Genomic DNA, 18,091 nt, shown 5'->3' on the forward strand with positions numbered 1-18,091 from the left:
TATCGACAGCTACCGCCTCGCGGTGTTGCAGTCGCTTTGCAACGGCTACGTCGTGGCCATCCGCGCCGCGTATTCCGCTTCGTGTCGCTCTGCCTCAAGCCGCTCGCGCTCGGTCGCGCGGATGTAGGCGTCGCGTTGCTTCAGGCGATCGATGTAGGCGACGCAAGCTTCGCCGGCCAGTTCCAGCTTGGCTGACAATGCCCACACGAGGCAATGAAACACCACAATGTCTGCCAGGGTGAATGCCTCGCCAGCAATGTAGGGTGAAGTGGCGAGCCGCTTCTCGATCACCTTTGCCGCGCGGCCGAATTGCCAGATCGCGGTGGGCTCCAGTGCTGCGACGCGCTTGTCCTCGGGCAGTGCAAAGCGATGCTGTGCGATGGCCCAGAGATGCGGCTCCAGCTCGGTCAGCGCATAGAACGTCCAGCGATGCGCTTCGGCGCGGCTACGCAGATCGGCAGGAAGCAGACCGGACTGTGGAAATTTCTCGGCGATGTAGTGCACGATGGCAGCGGACTCGGTCAGCGTCAAGTCGCCGTCCTCCAGCACCGGGATCTTGCCCGCCGGATTGACTGACTTGAACCACGGCGCCTGGCCTTCTCCCTTCATCATCCAGACCCGCACGTAGTCATACGTGGCGCCTGCTTCTTCCAGTGCCCAGACACAGCGAAGCGAACGCGAATTGCGGCTGCCGTAAAGTTTCATGTCATTCTCCTTGCCGTGATTGTCCACGATGCAGGTCCGCACAGGCGGCCAGGGTTGTGTCATCAAATTTGACGGACGGCGTCGATTCGGTGTTCAAGTGCAAACGCCTCGTTCACGCTCTCCTTTGCGCCACTAGAATGAAACGCAAGAAAGCCGCGATGGCATCACAAGACGGAGGGGACCTGCGATGCGAAGAAATGCGCTACGGATAGTCGGGACGCTGATTATCCTGCTGGGCCTCGTCGGCTTTGGCGGGCAGGGCAGCAAGATCGGCGTGGCGAACTCGCTGATCGAGCAATCGCTGGGGACAACGTTGCAACGACCAGTCTTTCAGTGCGGTACCGGCGCCGATGCGGTCACCGACGACGGCATTGCTGGCAGCGTCACGCTGTTTGAAAGCGGGCCGGTACGGCCGATTGCACTGTCGACTGATGGCAAGCGTCTGTACGTGACCAATCGCCCGGCGCACTGCCTGGAAATCTACGCAGTCGAAAACGATACGCTGCGCCTGGCCAGTACCGTCGCTGTGGGGCTGGAGCCGGTCGCGGTCGCCGAGCGCAACGGCAACGAAATCTGGGTGGTCAATCACCTCTCGGATTCGGTGAGTGTGGTTCGCCTCGATGGTACGCCGCGCGTGTTGCGTACGTTACAGGTGGGCGACGAGCCAAGGGACATTGTGTTCGCCGGGCCCAATCGCGACCGTGCTTTTGTGACTGCAGCCTTTCGCGGCCAGAATCGCCCCAACCTGACATCGGCCAGCCTCACCGCGGCGGGTCAGGGACGCGCCGATGTCTGGGTGTTTGATGCAGCGAATCTCGACGACAGTCTTAACGGCAATCCGTTGACCATTCTCACGCTGTTTGCGGATACGCCTCGCGCCCTGGCCGTCAGCGCCGACGGTGCAACGGTCTACGCCGCGCCGCTGTTCTCGGGCAATGGCACGACAACCTTGCATCGCGATGCTGTGTTCAATCGCAAACCGTCGCCGCTGGCGAGCAGCGACGGCGTGCGCGCCCCTGATACTGGACTGATCGTCAAGTTCGACGGCTCGGCCTGGCGCGACGAGGCGAAGGTGGACTGGTCGTCCTCGGTCAAGTTCTCGCTGCCTGACTACGACCTGTTCGCCATCGATGCCAACGCGGCTACGCCGACTTTGAAGTCGCGGGTGAGTGGCGTAGGCACGACGCTGTTCAACATGGCTGTCCATCCCGGCAGCGGCAAGGTGTATGTGAGCAACACCGACGCCAAAAACCACATTCGCTTTGAAGGCCCCGGTGCCAGCGCCAGCACGGTGCGTGGCCGCATTGCGGAAAGCCGGATCAGCGTGGTTGACCCGGCGAGCGGTGCGGTAGATGCCGTGCACCTGAACTCGCATGTCAACTTTGCGTTGCCGCAAGGCCAGGCGATCAGCGCGGCTGACAAGGCGCGCAGCCTCTCGCAGCCGACGGCGATGGTATTCAGCCCTGCCGGCGACACGCTTTACGTCGCTGCGTTGGGCTCTGCCAAGGTCGCCGCGCTTCCGGTGTCGTCACTGTCGACGGCCGCTTTCACAGCCAACGCCGCGCAGCACATCGCTGTGCCGGACGGCCCGGCTGGACTTGCGCTTGATTCGGGCGGCACGCGGTTGTTCGTGTACTCACATATTGCGCACAGCGTGAGCATTGTCGACACAGCAAACAAAGCCGTGCTGACTACCAAGGTGCTATTCACACCCGACAGCGCGCGCGTGAAGACGGGCCGCCGCCTGCTCTACGACGCCAATTTCACATCGAGCAACGGCACCAGCGCCTGCTCATCGTGTCACACCTTCGCAGACGTGGATCATCTGGCGTGGGATCTCGGCAATCCGGATGACGGCCCGAAAACCAACAATAACCCGTACGTCGCCAACAGTCCCAAGACGACGCCGCGTTTTCATCCCATGAAAGGTCCGATGACCACGCAGACCTTGCGCGGCATGGCGAAGAACGGTCCGACGCACTGGCGTGGCGACCGCACCGGCGGCAACCGGCAGACGGTGCGTGGCAGAGTCGAATCGCTGGAAGAGGCCTCGTTCAAGGAATTCAATCCAGCGTTTGTCAGTCTGGTAGGACGGCAGACGCCGTTGTCCGAAGCCGACATGCAGGCGTTCACCGATTTTGCAATGGCGCTGAAGATGCCGCCCAATCCGGTGCGGGCGCTCGACAACTCGCTGAACGCGACCGAACAAGCCGGACGTGACATCTATTTCAACGTCAATAACATCACCCTGCTGGGCAGTTGCAACCACTGTCACAGTCTTGACCCTGCTGCTGGTCGCTTCGGTACCGGCGGCCTGATGTCATTCGAGGGTTTCCGCATCACCGAGAACTTCAAGGTACCGCATCTGCGCAACATGGTCCAGAAGCTCGGCATGTCCGGTTTCAGTGGCGACAGCAGCGCGGCGACCGGTCCGCAGATTCGCGGCTTTGGCTTCGCCAACGACGGCAGCATCGACACGCTGAACAATTTCTTCAGCGATCCCGTCTTCAACTTCCCTGCACCCGCAGCGACCTCGCGCGGCCAGGTGACCGCGTTCATGCTGGCGATGGATAGTGACTTGCTACCGGTGGTCGGACAGCAGGTGACCTGGCGGCCCGGCGCAGTGGACGCCGTGGAGGCGCGGCTTAATCTGCTCAAGCAGCAAGCCCGCGTGACCACGCCGCGTGCCGCCTGCGACCTGGTGGTGCGGGCCAATATCGATGGCATCGCACACACTGGCCTGATGCAAAGTGACGGCAACTGGCAGATGCGTAGTGGTGCAGTGCTCAGTGATGCCAGCCTGCGCGCGCTGGCGAGCGTGAGCCAGCCGCTCAGCTTTACCTGCGCGCCGCCCGGCGATGGCAAGCGGATTGCGCTCAACGGTGGGCCGGTGCCGGCAAACGCTGTCGTCGAGTACTACTTTGCGGCGATGGACCAGTACTTCATCACTGCCAGCGGCGGCGATCAGGCCTTGCTCGACAGTGGCATCGCGCCGGGCTGGTCGCGTACGGGTGAATGGTTCAAGCAGGGTGGCAGCACGCCAGTGTGCCGCTTCTACGGCAGCGTTTCACCGGGGCCGAACTCGCATTTCTACACGGCGATTCAGTCGGAGTGCGATTTGCTTCGTTCGTTGCAAGCGAGCACGCCAGCGACGCAGCAGCGGCTTAATTTCGAAAGTCTGGATTTCACGACGACCCCTGCCGTCAACGGCACCTGCGTCGCCGGCACGATACCGGTCTATCGCGCCTACAACAACGGCGCCGCGCGTGGCATTGATGGCAACCATCGGTTCACGACCAGTGCCAGCTCAATCGCTCAGGTGGTTGCCCGTGGTTGGGTCAATGAAGGCGTGGTGATGTGCGCGCCGTCGTGACCGCCTGTTGAACTGCTATTCGCGTCGCGTCAAGCCGGCGCAGCTTGCCGACGCGGCACGATCTCGTTGGCGACCAGCGCCGCCAGCACGATGGCACCACCGATCAGGGTGGATGCGCCGGGCGTCTCGCCAGCGCCGAGCCACGACCATAGCGGCCCCATCAACACTTCGAGCAGTCCGAGCAGAGCGACCTCCGGTGCCGTCAGGTGGGCGCTGGCGCGCACCATCATCACGCAGGGAATGCCGAGCTGGAAGACACCGAGTATTGCGAGCAGCAGCACGTCTTTCGTTGAGGCGACAAACGGCAGCGACAGCGGCAGCGTGATGGCGCAGGAGAGCAGCGCGCCGAGCAGCACTGCCGGTGCCAGATCGACATGGGCGCCGGTGCGCTTCAGCGTGACGATATTGATGGCGGACGCAACCGGCACACCAAACGCCACCGCCATGCCGAACAGAGCCGCGCCGCTGGCCTGCGCCTGACTGGCGAACATGATGACCATGCCGGCGAAGGCGGCGGCGATCGCCAGCCAGGTGCGCGTGGCAATCGGCGTCTTCAATACTGCCCAGGCAAGGATGGTGGCGAACAGCGGCGATAACGCATTGACGATCAGCGTGTTGGCCGTCGAAGTCAGCGTCAGCGCGATCATGAAGCAGGTGAACATCACGGCCCAGCACAGGCCCGAGATCAGGCCAGGCCGCCCGCTGGCGCGCACGTAGGCTGCTGCACCCGTCGCGCCGCGCGTGTACACGAACCACACGATCAGCGTGATGGCGCAGAACAGGCTGCGCCAGAAGGTCACCTCAAAGCTCTTCGCACTATCGAGATGGCGTGTGAAGACGCCAGCGATGCTCCACATGAAGGTGGCGAGCACCATGGTGAGGATTGCGCGGCGATGCTGTTGTGGCGTACTGCTGGTCATGGTTGAAATTCAGGACGAAACGATAGGGTAGTTTTGTAGGTCTTGCTTACGAGGCGTTGTGCCCCTCGTTGCGCACTTCCGGCACACCGAGACAACAGATTGCGGCGACCGTCATCAGCGCCGCCGCTGCCATCAATGTGCCCAGGACGCCGAAGCGCTCGATAAGCCCGCCACCAGCCCAGAAGCCAATACCGAGGCCGATCATGAACAGCGTCATGCTCCAGGTGAAGGCTTCGGTTGAATATTCGCTGGGCGCCAGCTTGCCGAGCTGCAAGGAGAGCGCGGTGATCATCGGGCCAAAGGCAAGACCGGTCAGTGCGCAGGCGAGCAAAAAACTCCAAGTCTCGCTACACACCGCCATCAGCGCCGACCCAACTGCGAGCCAAAGCCCGGTTGCCATGATCTGGCGGTTTAACGGCCACGAAAAATGCCGCGAGCCATAGGCGAAGCCCATGATCGCCGACGGAATGCTCATCGCCGCGTAGAACCAGCCAACGCGCGCCGGAAAGCCGCTGGCGTTGGCGAACGCGGGCAGTGCAATCTCGTTGAGGCCAATGCCGATGGCGAAGCAGAACGACAGCACGAGCGCGCGGCGCACCCCGAAGGACTTCAGCGGGCCGAGCCAGTGCCGCTCGACACCACGCTCAACCTCGCCCCAGCGCGCGATCGCGCCCGAACGCGAGAAATGCCAGGTGCCGACCGCCGTCATCACTGCTGACGCTGCCACCGCGAATGCGGGCGAGCCGGCCAGCATGGTCAGGCTCACCAGCAGCGGCCCGAGGATGAAGCAGGTCTCCATGATCACCGACTCCACCGCAAACGCGCTCTGCTTCTGCGCGTCAGGCATGCCCGATTTGCGATACATCGCGCGGATCGTCATCGAGATCGGCGGGAACACAACACCCGCAAAGAACGCCGCCGCCAGCACCAGCGGCAGCGGTGCCTGCTGCGTCACCGCGAACACTAGCAATAGCAGCGCGATCGCGTGCAGCAAACCCAGCGGCAGCATCACGGCGCGCGGGCTGTTCTGGTCAACGTAGCGGCCAATGATCGGTGCCTGGATCGCCAGCGCGCACATGTAGGCCGCGCTGACCATGCCGGCGCGGGTAAACGACGCCGTCTGCGACTGCACCAGCAGCGTCAGCCCAAGCGCGTTCATGCCAAATGGCAATCGCGGCAGGATGGAGGAGAGAACAATGCGCCGCAGCTCACGGTCAGCGAACAGCGTGCGGTAGGGGGTGAGATTGAGCAAGAGAGGGGACTACGGGTAAAGCGTGGGCTGGTGACGATGCACCAGCTTTTTGTTGGAAGCCTTTTTGGCTGGGGGCTCAAGGCGAAAATAGCCTGAAGTCGAGAAATCGAAAAAAACAGCTTGAAGCCCCATTTATGTGTGGCTTCCAGTGAAAAGTTGATAGGGTGTTGTCGGCGCCTGAGATTGTCAGACGACTCACTTTGGAGTGAGAGCGTACCTGAAGCTAACTGCTGGAGCTCTGAAGTTCTCGCAGCGCCCATGGAACAAAGACATCGAGCGCATCGAAGATTGGTCCGGCCCAATCCGCGCTGAGCCAATCGATAGCCGCTCCGTGTGGGTGAGCATTGCCTTGGCGGACCCCGTCTACAGCGAGTGCGAACGCAAGAATCAGCTCACTTCTGGTTGCGGCCGATTTAATACTTTCGGAGATTTTCTGCAATTCCATTTCAGTATTGACTCGCTCGCCCTTGCACCAACGGTCCCAGTCCTCGCCCTTTCCACCCAGATTGCATGCGACTTCGCGCATCACCTGCTGCTTACTTCTTTCTTTCGCTTTGCTGGACTTGCTCGCACCGATGGCGTCGCGTTTCCGCAAAGCGTCTTCGAGCATGTTGAAGGCGACGATTGCGATCACTCGATACCAGGAAGCACGGCTGCGAGGCCTGAATGGGTCCGCTCCCTGTCGATGAGTGCTTTCCTCAAGCAGGCGCCAGAGCGCGTCGAGATACTGCTCAAAAAGCGGGGAATAATCACACAAACTCAGCAACTCTATCGGACTGGGTGTGTATGCTGGCCCCAGGCTTTTGGGACTATCCCCAAAGTAGCGGCTCGAAATCTCTGCGATGAACTTGGACACGTCGCGGCAAGCAAGCCAAAGCGGGTATCCCAGCACATTTTCGAGTGGTGCCCACTCAAGCTGGCCCATGAACGTGTAGCGCAAACTTGCCAGATAGTCGACAGGCTGCTTGCCATTCAGCAAGCAAAGCCAGTCAACGGCTGCCTGAATCTGCTTTTGCAGCGCACGCCACAGCGGGAGCATGGCCTCAGACTTGTCGTACTTCCGCCACAGCCACTCTTGCGCCAGCGTAAGAAAGTCATGCTTGAGCGCATGTTCGATGTCGAGTGACGCAATTCCCAACCATCTAACAAGGTCGAGTGCGCCGCGTCCCCTTTGCTCGCGAAGGTGGCGCCCCACGCTTAGCTTTGAGGACTGTTCCGCGTTGTTTTGCGAAGCTGCAAAGTGATAGGAGTAGTTGTCAAAGGTCTCGTCAAACGCAATGAAGTGCGCCAGCCAGGTGAACGACTTCGCACGAGAATCCCAGCCTCGGGCAATGGCGGGCCGATCAAAGCGCTCAGCCGGTGTCTCTTGCGCATAGCGGACGAGATTCGCGTGCGCACCCGGTCGCCAGAAGTGCGGATGTTCCCCTTGCATCCAGTGAACAACGTCGGCGAATCGAAATAACTGCCATTCGTAGAAGTAGTCGAACGAAGGAGCGAACTCGGCGCCTTGGCTATCGCACAAGACGTTCCAGCTTTCGCGGTTGATGTTGGGGGTCGAGTGCGCGAGGAAGTCAACTCCACTGTGGCCTTTTCGGAAATAGGGATGGACGAACCACTCTTCTGAAGCAATTTCTTCGGCTTTAATCCACCATTGAACGTCGAAAAAATCAGCCCAGTGTGGCGCGGCGTCGGCTAAATCGCGCGGATGCCAAGGGTAGTTCTTCCAATTGTGAAACCACGCTTCTGGCACTGGGACATGGAAGGCAGGTCGCAGCCAGTCATATTCGGCAAGTAGCGGATACCGCTGAAAATGCTCGTGCAGATTGAAGTGCTTCAACCTGTCTGTGAGCCCACCTGAAAATCCCGCGCCTGGGTGCTGGTATCGAATTAGCAATGTTCTCGATGAATCAAGCATTTAGCCAATTTTCTAGGGATTGACGATTTCCAGCACCAGACTGCCTCAACATCTGAGTCGCGGGCGCTCATGAGGAACCACCGTGTCAATGGGGTTGTGATCACGAGCTCATCGATAGCGATAGTAGTGTCACGCAGTTGATAAGTTTGCCTAGCCCGTAGGACCGCTTGAGTGGGATTCGGGCGCTAGTCGTGTTGGCGGGCAACCAGCTTTTGGCTAGAAGTGTCGTTCGGATTGGGTTGACACTGGAATTCCGCCGTCTGTCGACTTTCACTAAAACGTGCCTTGAGCCCACCTTGTATAAAGGTTTCGCAGCGGAGCTATATGTGCTCGTTGCGGGCTTGCCGCTGCGGCCAAATATTTAGCTAAAATTAGCTAAGCAAGCTTCTATTTGAAACTCAATCGCCCAACCCATGCAAATCAACGTTCACGATGCCAAGACAAAACTCTCAGCTTTGCTTGCGGCCGTTGAAGGTGGCGAGGAGGTGGTGATTGCGCGTGCGGGCAAGCCTGTGGCGCGCATCGTGCCTTACGTCAAGGCGCCGGGCGGCATGTTGCTTGGGCTTGCCCGCAGCGATGCGCTGAACATCCCGGATGCGGCCGCGCTCGCTGACATGGATCGCGAGATTGAGGCGATGGTCTACGACGGCGGTGCTTTGTTGCCACCGCTTGCAGTACATGAGCCGCCGCCCGGCGCGTACCAAGGCAAGGCCGCAGGCAAGTCGCCGAAGTCGAAGTGAATGACCGGTGATGAGCGGCACACGTTACCTGCTGGACACGCACATTCTGGTGTGGGCGATGTCGGCGCCGGAACGCCTTTCTGTGGCAGCGCGGGACATTCTGACTGGAACTGAGAACCAATTGGCCTACAGCACGCTGGCGTTCTACGAAGCCGGCATCAAGCAGAGCATTTATCCAGAGGTGCGACTATTTGACTTCGCAACGATTGAAGCCGATTGCGAACGTGCCGGCCTCGCTCGGGTTGACCTGCGCGCCTCGCATGCGGCTGCGCTAGCCGGTCTGCCGATGCATCATCGGGATCCGTTCGATCGCATGCTGGTGGCGCAGGCCAAAGTTGAAGGCATGCGTCTGCTGACGGCAGATCGGGCGCTGGCGGCGTATGGCGCCGACGTGGAATTTGTGGGCGTTGCCTGACGAGTCACATCAACTGTGCAGGAGCCGCTCCGGCGCGATCCAGTGCCGCACTTTGTTAGCGGCTGGTCGCGGCAGAGCCGCTCCTACATGCGTTGCGCGACCAATGATGTGCTGTCGTTAACCCGCCGTCGCTGCTTCAACAGCCTTCACGACCTCAGCGGTTAGCTTCGGCACTACGTCCAGCGCCTTCATGTTTTCGTGCACCTGGCTGACCCGTGAGGCGCCGGTGATGACGGTGGATACGTTCGGGTTTTTCAGGCACCAGGCCAGCGCGAGTTGCGAGATGGTGCAGCCTAGATCGCTGGCGATCGGGCGCAGCTTTTCGACAGCGGCGACTTTGGCCGGATCGGTCACCCGTTCGGCGATCCATTCGTAGCCTTTGACCGCAGCGCGGCTGTCGGCCGGGATGCCGTCCTTGTACTTGCCGGTCAGCAGGCCTGACGCGAGCGGGCTCCAGATCGTAGTCCCCAGGCCGATGTCGGCATACAGGCGCGCGTACTCTCGCTCGACGCGCTCACGGGCGAACAGGTTGTACTGCGGCTGCTCCATCACCGGCTTGTGCAGATGGTGGCGCTCGGCAATCTCATACGCGGCGCGGATTTCGTCAGCCGACCATTCACTGGTGCCCCAGTAGATCGCCTTGCCCTGAGTGATCATGTCGCTCATCGCGTAGACCGTTTCCTCGATCGGCGTATGCGGATCAGGACGGTGGCAGAACACGAGGTCGACGTAGTCGAGCTGCAGGCGCTTCAACGAGCCGTCAATCGCCTGCATCAGGTATTTGCGGTTGAGCGTGTTCTTCTCGTTGGGGCCGTCATTGATGCCCCAGAAGAACTTGGTCGAAATGACCATCTGCGCGCGGCGCCAGCCCAACTGCTTGAGCGCTTCGCCCATGATGGTCTCCGACATCCCCTTGGCGTAAACCTCGGCGTTGTCGAAGAAATTGACTCCGGCATCCCACGCAGCCGCCATGCAATCGACGGCGGACTTGGTGTCCACCTGATTGCCGTAGGTCACCCACGAGCCGAAGGAGAGTTCAGAAACTTTGAGGCCGGAGCGGCCGAGACGACGATATTGCATGGTTAGTTCAGGACGACGGCGCTATGCGCCTAAGACGACGGCCTGCTGCGCGGCCTAAGACGACGCCCCGATGGGGCTAGGACGCGAGCAGGGGGGAAGAATTCTTGTTCTAGCAGGGAGATTAACAAACGAGAGCAAAATTGAGCGGTGTGCGAGGCGCTGCTTGCGGCCTATGGGGACCGATTGATTCAGCACGAATTATTTCTTTTCTCCGTGTTCATGGTTCGACAGGCTCACCACGAACGGAAAAGTGATTCTCAATTCATGGTGGGTCATTACTGCACCGATTGACAGAAGAAAGTTCATCGCAACCATCGCGTCCTAGCGCCGAATGGCGCGTCGTCCTAGGCCGCGAAGCAGGCCGTCGTCTTAGGCGCAACGCGCCGTCGTCCTGTCGTTAGGCGCCTTGCGACGCGCCCTTGCGCGCCCGCAGGTCGATGCGATTATCACCGCGCAACAGGTTGAACACGACAAAGCGGTTCGACTCGCGAATCGCGCGGCGTACCTCCTGCGGCGAGCTGACGTAGTTGCCGTTGATGCCGAGCAGGATGTCGTTCTCGCGCAGGCCGATCTGATAGGCCTCGCTGCTTTCATCCACGTCGAGCACGTAGACGCCGCGCCGGTTCAGCTCCTTCGGGATGCTGGCCAGCTCGGTGCCAGGCAGCTCGTTGACTTTTTCCGGCTTCAGCCCTTGGGCACGGGCCGGGGTCTCGATGGTGATGCGCACGTGGCGCTGGCTGCCGTTGCGCATCACGGTGAGATCAAGTGCCTGTCCAATTGGCGTCAGGCCCTGCTGGTTGCGCAGGTCGTAGCCGGTACGTACCGGCCGGCCGTTGGCATTGAGTACGACGTCACCTTTCCTCAGCCCCGCCTTGTCGGCCGGGCTGCCGGAGATCACGGTGTTGATCACTGCGCCTTCAATGGCCGGAAGTTTTTGCTCCTTCGCGATGTCCTGGGTGACCTCGCCAACGGCCGCGATGCCAATTCCGCCGCGCTTGACTTCACCGAAGCGCGCAAGCTGGTCCATCACCCGCATCGCCATGTTGGTTGGCACTGCGAAGCCGATGCCGACGTTACCGCCAGTCGGGCCGATGATGGCCGTGTTGATGCCGATCAGCTCACCGCGCAAATTGATCAGCGCGCCACCCGAATTGCCAGGGTTGATCGAGGCATCGGTCTGGATGAAATCTTCATAGCCTTCAATATTGAGCCCGGCGCGGCCGAGCGCCGAAACGATGCCGGACGTGACGGTTTGCCCAACGCCAAATGGGTTGCCGATGGCCAGCACATAGTCCCCCACCTGCAGCGCATCCGATTCGCCCACCTTGACCGCGGTGAGCCGCTCAGCCGGGATTTGCACCAGCGCGATGTCGGTGGCGGGGTCAGAGCCGATCAGTTTGGCCGTGAACTCGCGGCGGTCGCGCAGGGTGACGACGATTTTGGTGGCACCTTTCACCACATGGTGATTGGTCAACACGTAGCCCTTGGCCGCATCCACGATGACGCCGGAGCCAGACGCCTGCGCCTCCCGCGGCCGTTCCGGCGCGCCGAAGAAGCGGCGGAAGAACGGGTCGTTGAACATCGGGTTGTCGCTCTCGGCGCTGCGCGTGAGCGTTGAGATGTTGACCACGCCGGCTGCCGTCTGATTGACTACCGGTGCGAGAGAAGGCATCGCACCGCTGAGGCCGGGCGCCGCCTGGCGGGGCATCGGCGCGGGCAAACCGGGTTGCGCCAGGCTTTGCCCGGTGAACAGGGCCAGCAGGCTGGTGGAGGTGGCGAGAAGGAGGGCGCGAACAGGTTTCATGGGGTGCATGATCCATTCGAAGGCAAAGTGTCACAAAGTTCCCGTGCCAGCGTGATGGCGCAGGTTTGGCGAGTTCAGGCCGTCACCACCAGATTGTCGCGATGGATCAACTCATCCTCGTCGACGTAACCGAGCACGGCCTCAATTTCAGTTGAGGGTTTGCGCATGATCCTCAAGGTCTCGCTCGACGAGTAGTTGGCGAGGCCGCGTGCCAGCTCACGGCCATGCTCATCGACACAGACGATCACTTCGCCGCGCTCGAATTCACCGCTGACCGCCGTCACGCCAATCGGCAGCAGGCTTTTGCCGCCATGCAGCAATGCCTTGCTGGCGCCAGCATCCAGTGTGACGCGACCGCGCATCTGCAGCAGGTCGGCCAGCCAGCTCTTGCGTTTGGCGAGGCTGGCCTCCGGCGCGTAGAGCAGGGTGCCGATGGCCTCGCCACCGAGCACACGTTGCAGCACGTTCTGCTCATGACCGCTCGCAATGACGGTGTGGATGCCGGTGTTTGCTGCGCGGCGTGCGGCGAGGATCTTGGTCAGCATGCCGCCGCGAGAAATGCCGGTGCCAGTGCCGCCCGCCATCGCCTCGTACTGCACGTCATCGGCGCGGCCGACGCTGACGAACTGCGCCGTTTGGTCTCGGCGCGGGTCCGCCGTGTAGAGGCCGCGCTGGTCGGTCAACAGCACCAGCGCTTGCGCATCGACGAGATTGGCGACCAGTGCGCCGAGGGTATCGTTGTCGCCGAACTTGATTTCGTCGGTGGTGACGGTGTCGTTCTCGTTGATGATCGGAATGACGTTGTGCTTGAGCAGCGCCAGCAGCGTCGAACGGGCGTTGAGATAGCGTTTGCGGTCGGCCAGATCTTCGTGGGTGAGCAGCACCTGCGCCGTGCGCAGGCCGTGCGCGCCGAACGCCTGCTCATAGACGTTGACCAGCCCCATCTGACCGACCGCAGCAGCCGCCTGCAGCTCGGAGATCGCCTTCGGACGTTCCTTCCAGCCGAGCCGTGCCATGCCTTCGGCGACGGCGCCAGACGACACGAATACAACTTCGACACCACGCTGGCGCAGCGCCGCGACATCAGTGGCCCAGCGGGCGATCGCGCTGCGGTCAATGCCCGCACCGCCATTGGTCACCAGTGCGCTACCGACTTTGGCGACGACGCGGCGGGCGGGTTTGAGAATTTCAAAAGAAGACATGACGCAATCGGGGACCACGCGGATCAGTTGTCGGCAGGCGCCGCCAGATGTTCGCCGATGGCACGCACCAGCTCTGGCGTGCCGCCGCCGTTGATGCCGCTGATGGCAAACCACGGCTTGGTCCAGCGCAGACGGCGCAGGGCGTCCTTGATCCGGGCGTCGGCTTCCTTCTTGTCCAGCAAGTCAACCTTGTTGAACACCAGCCAGCGTGGCTTGGCGTGCAGGGCCGGATCGTACTTCTTGAGCTCGGCGACCAGCGCCCGCGCTTCCTTCACGGGATCAACGTTGGCGTCAAACGGGGCGATGTCGATCAAGTGAACGATGAGCTTGGTGCGCTGCAAGTGCCGCAGGAACTGGTGTCCAAGGCCGGCGCCCTCGGCCGCACCTTCGATCAGACCGGGAATATCGGCAATGACAAAGCTGCGGCCATAGTCGACGCGAACCACGCCAAGGCTGGGTGCCAGCGTCGTGAAGGGGTAGTCGGCAACCTTTGGCTTGGCGGCACTGACGGCGCGCACCAGCGTCGACTTGCCCGCGTTGGGATAGCCCAGCAGGCCCACATCGGCGAGCACTTTGAGTTCAAGCTGGACGCGACGCTTTTCGCCCGCTTCACCCAGGGTGCGTTGACGGGGCGCACGGTTCACGCTGGATTTGAAGTGGATATTGCCGAGACCGCCGGCGCCGCCCTTGGCGATCAGCGCACGTGTGCCGTGCTTCGCGAGATCGGCCAGCTCTTCACCAGTTTCAGCGTCGGTGATCACGGTGCCGACCGGCATTTTGAGGACCAGATCGTCGCCGCCTTTGCCGTAGCAGTCGGCGCCGCGGCCGTTTTCGCCCTTCTGTGCGCGGTGAATTCGGGCGAACCGGTAATCAATCAGGGTGTTGATGTTTTCGTCGGCTTCGGCATAGATGCTGCCGCCACGGCCGCCGTCGCCACCATCGGGGCCACCGTGCGGGATGTACTTTTCGCGGCGGAAAGAGGCCATGCCGTTACCACCGTCGCCGGCAACGACGTCGATGAATGCTTCGTCAACAAATTTCATGGGGCATCCGTCTTGCTGTCGTTCGGAGTATCTGCCGGGGCAGGGGAAAGTGTCTTTTCGTACAACTCGAAGGCCTCGGCATTATCGCCGGGGCGGTTGCCGCGGAAGCGCAGCGCGTAGTCGGCTGCCGTTGGCGCCGGAGGTGTGCCACGATAGCGCTGCAGCAGCACGAACGGGCAATTGGCCTCATCAATGCTGTCAACCGGTACCGTGCGGCGCGAAACCAGATATTGCAGCATTGCCGCCTGCGAGGTCGAAAGTTCGACCGAGTTGACGCAGCCGGACTTCGGCCACTTGCCATCAAGCGCGCTGAACACGCCACGATAGGACATGATGTGATTGGCCGGTGAGATCAGCAGCGCCTGCGCCACGATCCACAGAAACGTAACGCAACCCGCCCAGTTGATCATGGCACGGCGGGCGTGCTGATGCGCCGGCTGGATGAGCGCAATCCAGATGACAAATGCGATCAGCGCCACGCCGTAACCAAGCCACGGCGCGTGGCCGGCAAATTCGGGCACATAGGCGGTGATGCGCTGGGCGATCATCGGTGGCCAGCCGAAGTAGATTGACGAAGCGACGAGCACCACGGCGATGGCGGTCAGCCCGAGCACCAGAATGCCGAACCAGTCGATCAGCGCATACCAGGTGCGCTTGAGCGTATCGACGCCGAAGGCGGCCAGCATGATGATCGGTGGCAGCAGATAGAGGGTGTGGACAGCCCGTGGCTCGGTCAGCGCAGAAACCGCCGCGAACGCGCTTGCTGCGAAGATGATGGGCGCAATCACTTCACCGCGCTGCCAACCGCCGCCGAAGCCCCGCGCCCGCAGCGTGACCAGCCAGATGGCCACAGGCCAGGCTGGCCAGGCGAACCAGAGCAGCGTACTGAGGTAAAACGTCGGGCCGAAGCGGTCGCGATCCTCCAGCTTGAGACCAAAGTCGGCGTCGACCCATTCCGCGAAACCGGCACTGTCACGCAACGCAAACGCCGCCAGCCAGACCGCGCAAACGACACTCGCGAACAGCAAAGCGCGAACCAGTGCCACCCGGTGCATCGAATACACGGGCGCGAAACAGAGCAGCAGCAATGGCAGTGCGACGACGGTAAACCCCAGCACCGAGCGTCCTGCGAATGCGACGACGATTGCTGCCGAAAGCGCCAGCGTTGCCCGTCGCGGCGCCTCGGCCAGGCAGGCGCAACCGTAGAGTGCCAGCGCTACCGCCGCAAACACCGGGATATCGGGACCGTAGGCGTGGGCGCGATCGTAGAGACCGACGCAGCCGATGGCAATGATCGCAGCGAGGTAAGAGATGTGCCCACCGCTCCAGCGGCGCGCAGCGGCGAACAGGGCGGCGACGCCGAGCGAGGTCCAGAGCACGTTGGTGATGCGGGCGGCCTCGTGTAGCGGCAGCAGGCTTTTCAGCGCCAGCACCAGTGGCGCGTTCAACCAGTGAATCAGGATGCTTTCCGAGTCAACGGCAACGCCAGCGACCATGGGGCGCCACCAGCCGGTGCGCAGGCTCGGGTCCAGCAGGCTTTGCAGGATACCGATGAAGACCGGTTCATCGGGCTTCCAGGGGTCGCGGCCAACCACGCCAGAGGTCAGCCAGAAGCCGATCAGTGCGAGCAATGCCCATGACTTCCACCGCACTTTGTTGCGGTCGGTGGGTTGATGGTTGATGCGTGGTTGCATTGGGCGGGGCTGCGGCAGCGATTCGGAGTAGTACGGGGCGTCAGGGAGGCACCGATGTTCAGTGCGGCAGGATCGAGATGGAGGCGCTACGGGCGCAAAGAGTGAACAGTCAAAAACAAAAAAAGGCAGCGCCAGGCTGCCTTTTCTGACTGATCCGAGCCGCTGGCGGTTCGGATCGGCATGCTTGAACGCTGTCTAGGCAGCCTTCTTGGCATACTTCTTGTTGAAGCGCTCAACACGACCGGCGGTGTCGAGAATACGCTGCTGTTTGCCGGTGTAGAACGGGTGCGAGGCGCTGGAGATTTCGAGGATGACCAGCGGATACTCTTTGCCGTCGTCCATGGTGATCTTGCGGTTGGTGCTGAGCGTGGAACGGGTGATCCATTTCACGTTGGCAGCGGTGTCGTGGAATACGACTTCGCGATATTCGGGGTGAATTCCGGTTTGCATGGTTTTCCTTCAGGTTTCACGGCGCCCCGGGCGTTTGCGGCTTGCATGACGCCTGCGACCGGGATACGTGACTGGCTTGCTTGCGGATCTGTCCGCTCGGTCGCCTGTGGGTGAACTGCCAAAGCAGCAAAGCACGAAATTATGCCGAAAAACAAGCAGTTACGCAAGCCAATGGAGCCAAAACCGGCAATAACGGCGCGCCGCGTCGCCGGCAGAGGGAACAGCTTCGACGCACGATGGTCATGGAACGCCTGTCTGACTGGGCTGTGCAGCGAATGAACGCACAAAATGCATGAAGTCGACTTTATTCATTTTCATTGTCAATGCCCTTTACGAATGGGCATGCATGGAAAAAGGTGATGGCCAGGACATTCACCTGTTGCCAGAACAAACTCCTCGCTACGGGTTTCCGTGGCATTGAAGTTCGCGTTATCGTTCGCATATCGCCGGTGAGCAGGGTTGCCTGCCAACGCGGTGACCGGGCGGCCGGCCCGCCGACTGTCGTTTGTTCCGTTACCCCCTTGTCCTTATCGTCCTTAGCTATTTCAAGGAAGTTTGCATGAAACGAATTCTTCTCTTCGTCCTGACCAATGTCGCGGTAGTCGCGGTGCTTGGTCTGGTGTCGAGTATTTTTGGCCTGAACAAATTCCTCGGACCGCGCGGACTCAATCTGGGCGCCTTGCTCGGCTTTGCGCTGGTGATGGGCTTCACCGGTGCCATCTTTTCGTTGCTGATCAGCAAGATGGTGGCCAAGTGGACGATGGGTGTTGAGATCATCAACGATTCACCGGATCCGACCCATCAGTGGATCGTGCAGACGGTGCGCCGGTTCTCGGAAAGAGCCGGCATCGGCATGCCCGACGTTGGCATTTATGAGGGCGAGCCCAACGCTTTCGCCACCGGTGCGTTCAAGAATTCAGCGCTGGTGGCGGTATCGACCGGATTGCTGCAAAGCATGAACCGCGAGGAAGTGGAGGCAGTGATCGGGCACGAGATCGCCCACGTGACCAATGGCGACATGGTCACCATGACACTCATTCAGGGCGTCATGAATACGTTTGTGATCTTCCTCTCACGCGTCATCGGGTACTTTGTTGATCGTGTCATCCTGCGCAATGATCGCGACAGCGTGGGCATCGGCTACACCATCTCGGTATTTGTCCTTGATCTGGTGCTCGGCTTCGTCGCGCACATGGTGGTCGCCTGGTTCTCGCGGCAGCGCGAATTCCGCGCCGATGCCGGCGCTGCCGACCTGATGGGCACGACGCAACCGATGCAACACGCGCTGGCGCGTCTGGGTGGCCTGCAGCCGGGCGAGCTCGCGGGACCGGTGAAGGCGATGGGCATCGGTGGCGGCATGGGTTCGCTGTTCTCCACCCATCCGCCGATCGAAGACCGGATTCGCGCGCTGCAGGAGCGTCGCTGACACTCTCGCTGGTCGAGCAACCAGCAAGGGCCCCGCAAGGGGCCTTTTTCATTTGGACGTTGCTGTCGATAC

General features: G+C 61.4%; 13 protein-coding genes and 1 pseudogene. 4 read left to right on the forward strand and 10 right to left on the reverse strand.

The window, feature by feature from the left end:
* Positions 1-45: 45 nt before the first annotated feature.
* Complete coding sequence (locus tag FKL89_RS09685) at positions 46-705, reverse strand: glutathione S-transferase family protein (protein WP_162527476.1); 660 nt, start codon at positions 703-705, stop codon at positions 46-48.
* 187 nt (positions 706-892) lie between these two features.
* Between FKL89_RS09685 and FKL89_RS09690 the strand changes: the two genes are divergently transcribed.
* Positions 893-4,078, forward strand: coding sequence for a beta-propeller fold lactonase family protein (locus tag FKL89_RS09690; protein WP_156862560.1), 3,186 nt, complete (start codon positions 893-895; stop codon positions 4,076-4,078).
* Between the two features lie 29 nt (positions 4,079-4,107).
* Here FKL89_RS09690 and FKL89_RS09695 read toward each other — a convergent pair whose 3' ends face one another.
* The 3 genes from FKL89_RS09695 to FKL89_RS09705 all read right to left on the reverse strand — a co-directional run bounded on the left by FKL89_RS09695 (position 4,108) and on the right by FKL89_RS09705 (position 8,165).
* The gene (locus FKL89_RS09695) at positions 4,108-4,998 is read right to left on the reverse strand and encodes a DMT family transporter (RefSeq protein ID WP_156862561.1); all 891 of its coding nucleotides are present in this window, start codon (positions 4,996-4,998) and stop codon (positions 4,108-4,110) included.
* Between the two features lie 46 nt (positions 4,999-5,044).
* Entirely contained in the window at positions 5,045-6,250 is a 1,206-nt protein-coding gene (locus FKL89_RS09700) for an MFS transporter (RefSeq protein ID WP_156862562.1), read from the reverse strand.
* A 223-nt stretch (positions 6,251-6,473) separates the two neighbouring features.
* Positions 6,474-8,165, reverse strand: coding sequence for a hypothetical protein (locus tag FKL89_RS09705; RefSeq protein ID WP_156862563.1), 1,692 nt, complete (start codon positions 8,163-8,165; stop codon positions 6,474-6,476).
* Between the two features lie 413 nt (positions 8,166-8,578).
* Here FKL89_RS09705 and FKL89_RS20495 point away from each other — a divergent pair, with 413 nt between their 5' ends.
* Positions 8,579-8,905 (forward strand): type II toxin-antitoxin system prevent-host-death family antitoxin, encoded by a 327-nt coding sequence (locus tag FKL89_RS20495; RefSeq protein WP_156862564.1) that lies wholly within the window; start codon positions 8,579-8,581, stop codon positions 8,903-8,905.
* Between the two features lie 10 nt (positions 8,906-8,915).
* A complete protein-coding gene (locus tag FKL89_RS09715) occupies positions 8,916-9,320 on the forward strand; it encodes a type II toxin-antitoxin system VapC family toxin (RefSeq protein ID WP_156862565.1) in 405 nt (134 codons plus the stop codon).
* Between the two features lie 117 nt (positions 9,321-9,437).
* On the opposite strand, the gene FKL89_RS09720 is transcribed toward FKL89_RS09715, so the two are convergent.
* The 6 genes and pseudogenes from FKL89_RS09720 to FKL89_RS09745 form a co-directional block, all read right to left on the reverse strand.
* A complete protein-coding gene (locus tag FKL89_RS09720; protein ID WP_156862566.1) occupies positions 9,438-10,400 on the reverse strand; it encodes a potassium channel beta subunit family protein in 963 nt (320 codons plus the stop codon).
* Positions 10,401-10,797: 397 nt separating this feature from the next.
* Complete coding sequence (locus tag FKL89_RS09725; RefSeq protein ID WP_238363570.1) at positions 10,798-12,204, reverse strand: Do family serine endopeptidase; 1,407 nt, start codon at positions 12,202-12,204, stop codon at positions 10,798-10,800.
* A gap of 74 nt (positions 12,205-12,278) precedes the next feature.
* On the reverse strand, positions 12,279-13,406 hold the full coding sequence (gene proB, locus FKL89_RS09730; RefSeq protein WP_156862567.1) for a glutamate 5-kinase: 1,128 nt from the start codon (positions 13,404-13,406) through the stop codon (positions 12,279-12,281).
* Positions 13,407-13,435: 29 nt separating this feature from the next.
* A pseudogene (gene cgtA / locus FKL89_RS09735) lies at positions 13,436-14,449 on the reverse strand (Obg family GTPase CgtA); the annotation flags it as partial.
* Positions 14,446-16,143 (reverse strand): ArnT family glycosyltransferase, encoded by a 1,698-nt coding sequence (locus tag FKL89_RS09740; protein ID WP_156862569.1) that lies wholly within the window; start codon positions 16,141-16,143, stop codon positions 14,446-14,448. The pseudogene cgtA and the gene FKL89_RS09740, both read right to left, overlap by 4 nt.
* 195 nt (positions 16,144-16,338) lie before the next feature.
* Positions 16,339-16,593, reverse strand: a complete 255-nt coding sequence (locus FKL89_RS09745) for a type B 50S ribosomal protein L31 (protein ID WP_156862570.1) — start codon at positions 16,591-16,593, stop codon at positions 16,339-16,341.
* 559 nt (positions 16,594-17,152) lie between these two features.
* Here FKL89_RS09745 and htpX point away from each other — a divergent pair.
* Entirely contained in the window at positions 17,153-18,019 is an 867-nt protein-coding gene (gene htpX, locus FKL89_RS09750; protein ID WP_156862571.1) for a protease HtpX, read from the forward strand.
* Positions 18,020-18,091: the final 72 nt, after the last annotated feature.

The organism is Casimicrobium huifangae, assembly GCF_009746125.1.
GTDB classification, from domain to species: Bacteria; Pseudomonadota; Gammaproteobacteria; order Burkholderiales; family Casimicrobiaceae; genus Casimicrobium; species Casimicrobium huifangae.

Coding starts and splice junctions, on each gene's coding strand:
- FKL89_RS09720 (WP_156862566.1), bottom strand. CDS start 10,400: ATGCAATATCGTCGTCTCGGCCGCTCCGGCCTCAAAGTTTCTGAACTC.
- FKL89_RS09705 (WP_156862563.1), bottom strand. CDS start 8,165: ATGCTTGATTCATCGAGAACATTGCTAATTCGATACCAGCACCCAGGC.
- FKL89_RS20495 (WP_156862564.1), top strand. CDS start 8,579: ATGCAAATCAACGTTCACGATGCCAAGACAAAACTCTCAGCTTTGCTT.
- FKL89_RS09740 (WP_156862569.1), bottom strand. CDS start 16,143: ATGCAACCACGCATCAACCATCAACCCACCGACCGCAACAAAGTGCGG.
- proB (WP_156862567.1), bottom strand. CDS start 13,406: ATGTCTTCTTTTGAAATTCTCAAACCCGCCCGCCGCGTCGTCGCCAAA.
- FKL89_RS09685 (WP_162527476.1), bottom strand. CDS start 705: ATGAAACTTTACGGCAGCCGCAATTCGCGTTCGCTTCGCTGTGTCTGG.
- FKL89_RS09745 (WP_156862570.1), bottom strand. CDS start 16,593: ATGCAAACCGGAATTCACCCCGAATATCGCGAAGTCGTATTCCACGAC.
- FKL89_RS09715 (WP_156862565.1), top strand. CDS start 8,916: ATGAGCGGCACACGTTACCTGCTGGACACGCACATTCTGGTGTGGGCG.
- htpX (WP_156862571.1), top strand. CDS start 17,153: ATGAAACGAATTCTTCTCTTCGTCCTGACCAATGTCGCGGTAGTCGCG.
- FKL89_RS09695 (WP_156862561.1), bottom strand. CDS start 4,998: ATGACCAGCAGTACGCCACAACAGCATCGCCGCGCAATCCTCACCATG.
- FKL89_RS09725 (WP_238363570.1), bottom strand. CDS start 12,204: ATGAAACCTGTTCGCGCCCTCCTTCTCGCCACCTCCACCAGCCTGCTG.
- FKL89_RS09690 (WP_156862560.1), top strand. CDS start 893: ATGCGAAGAAATGCGCTACGGATAGTCGGGACGCTGATTATCCTGCTG.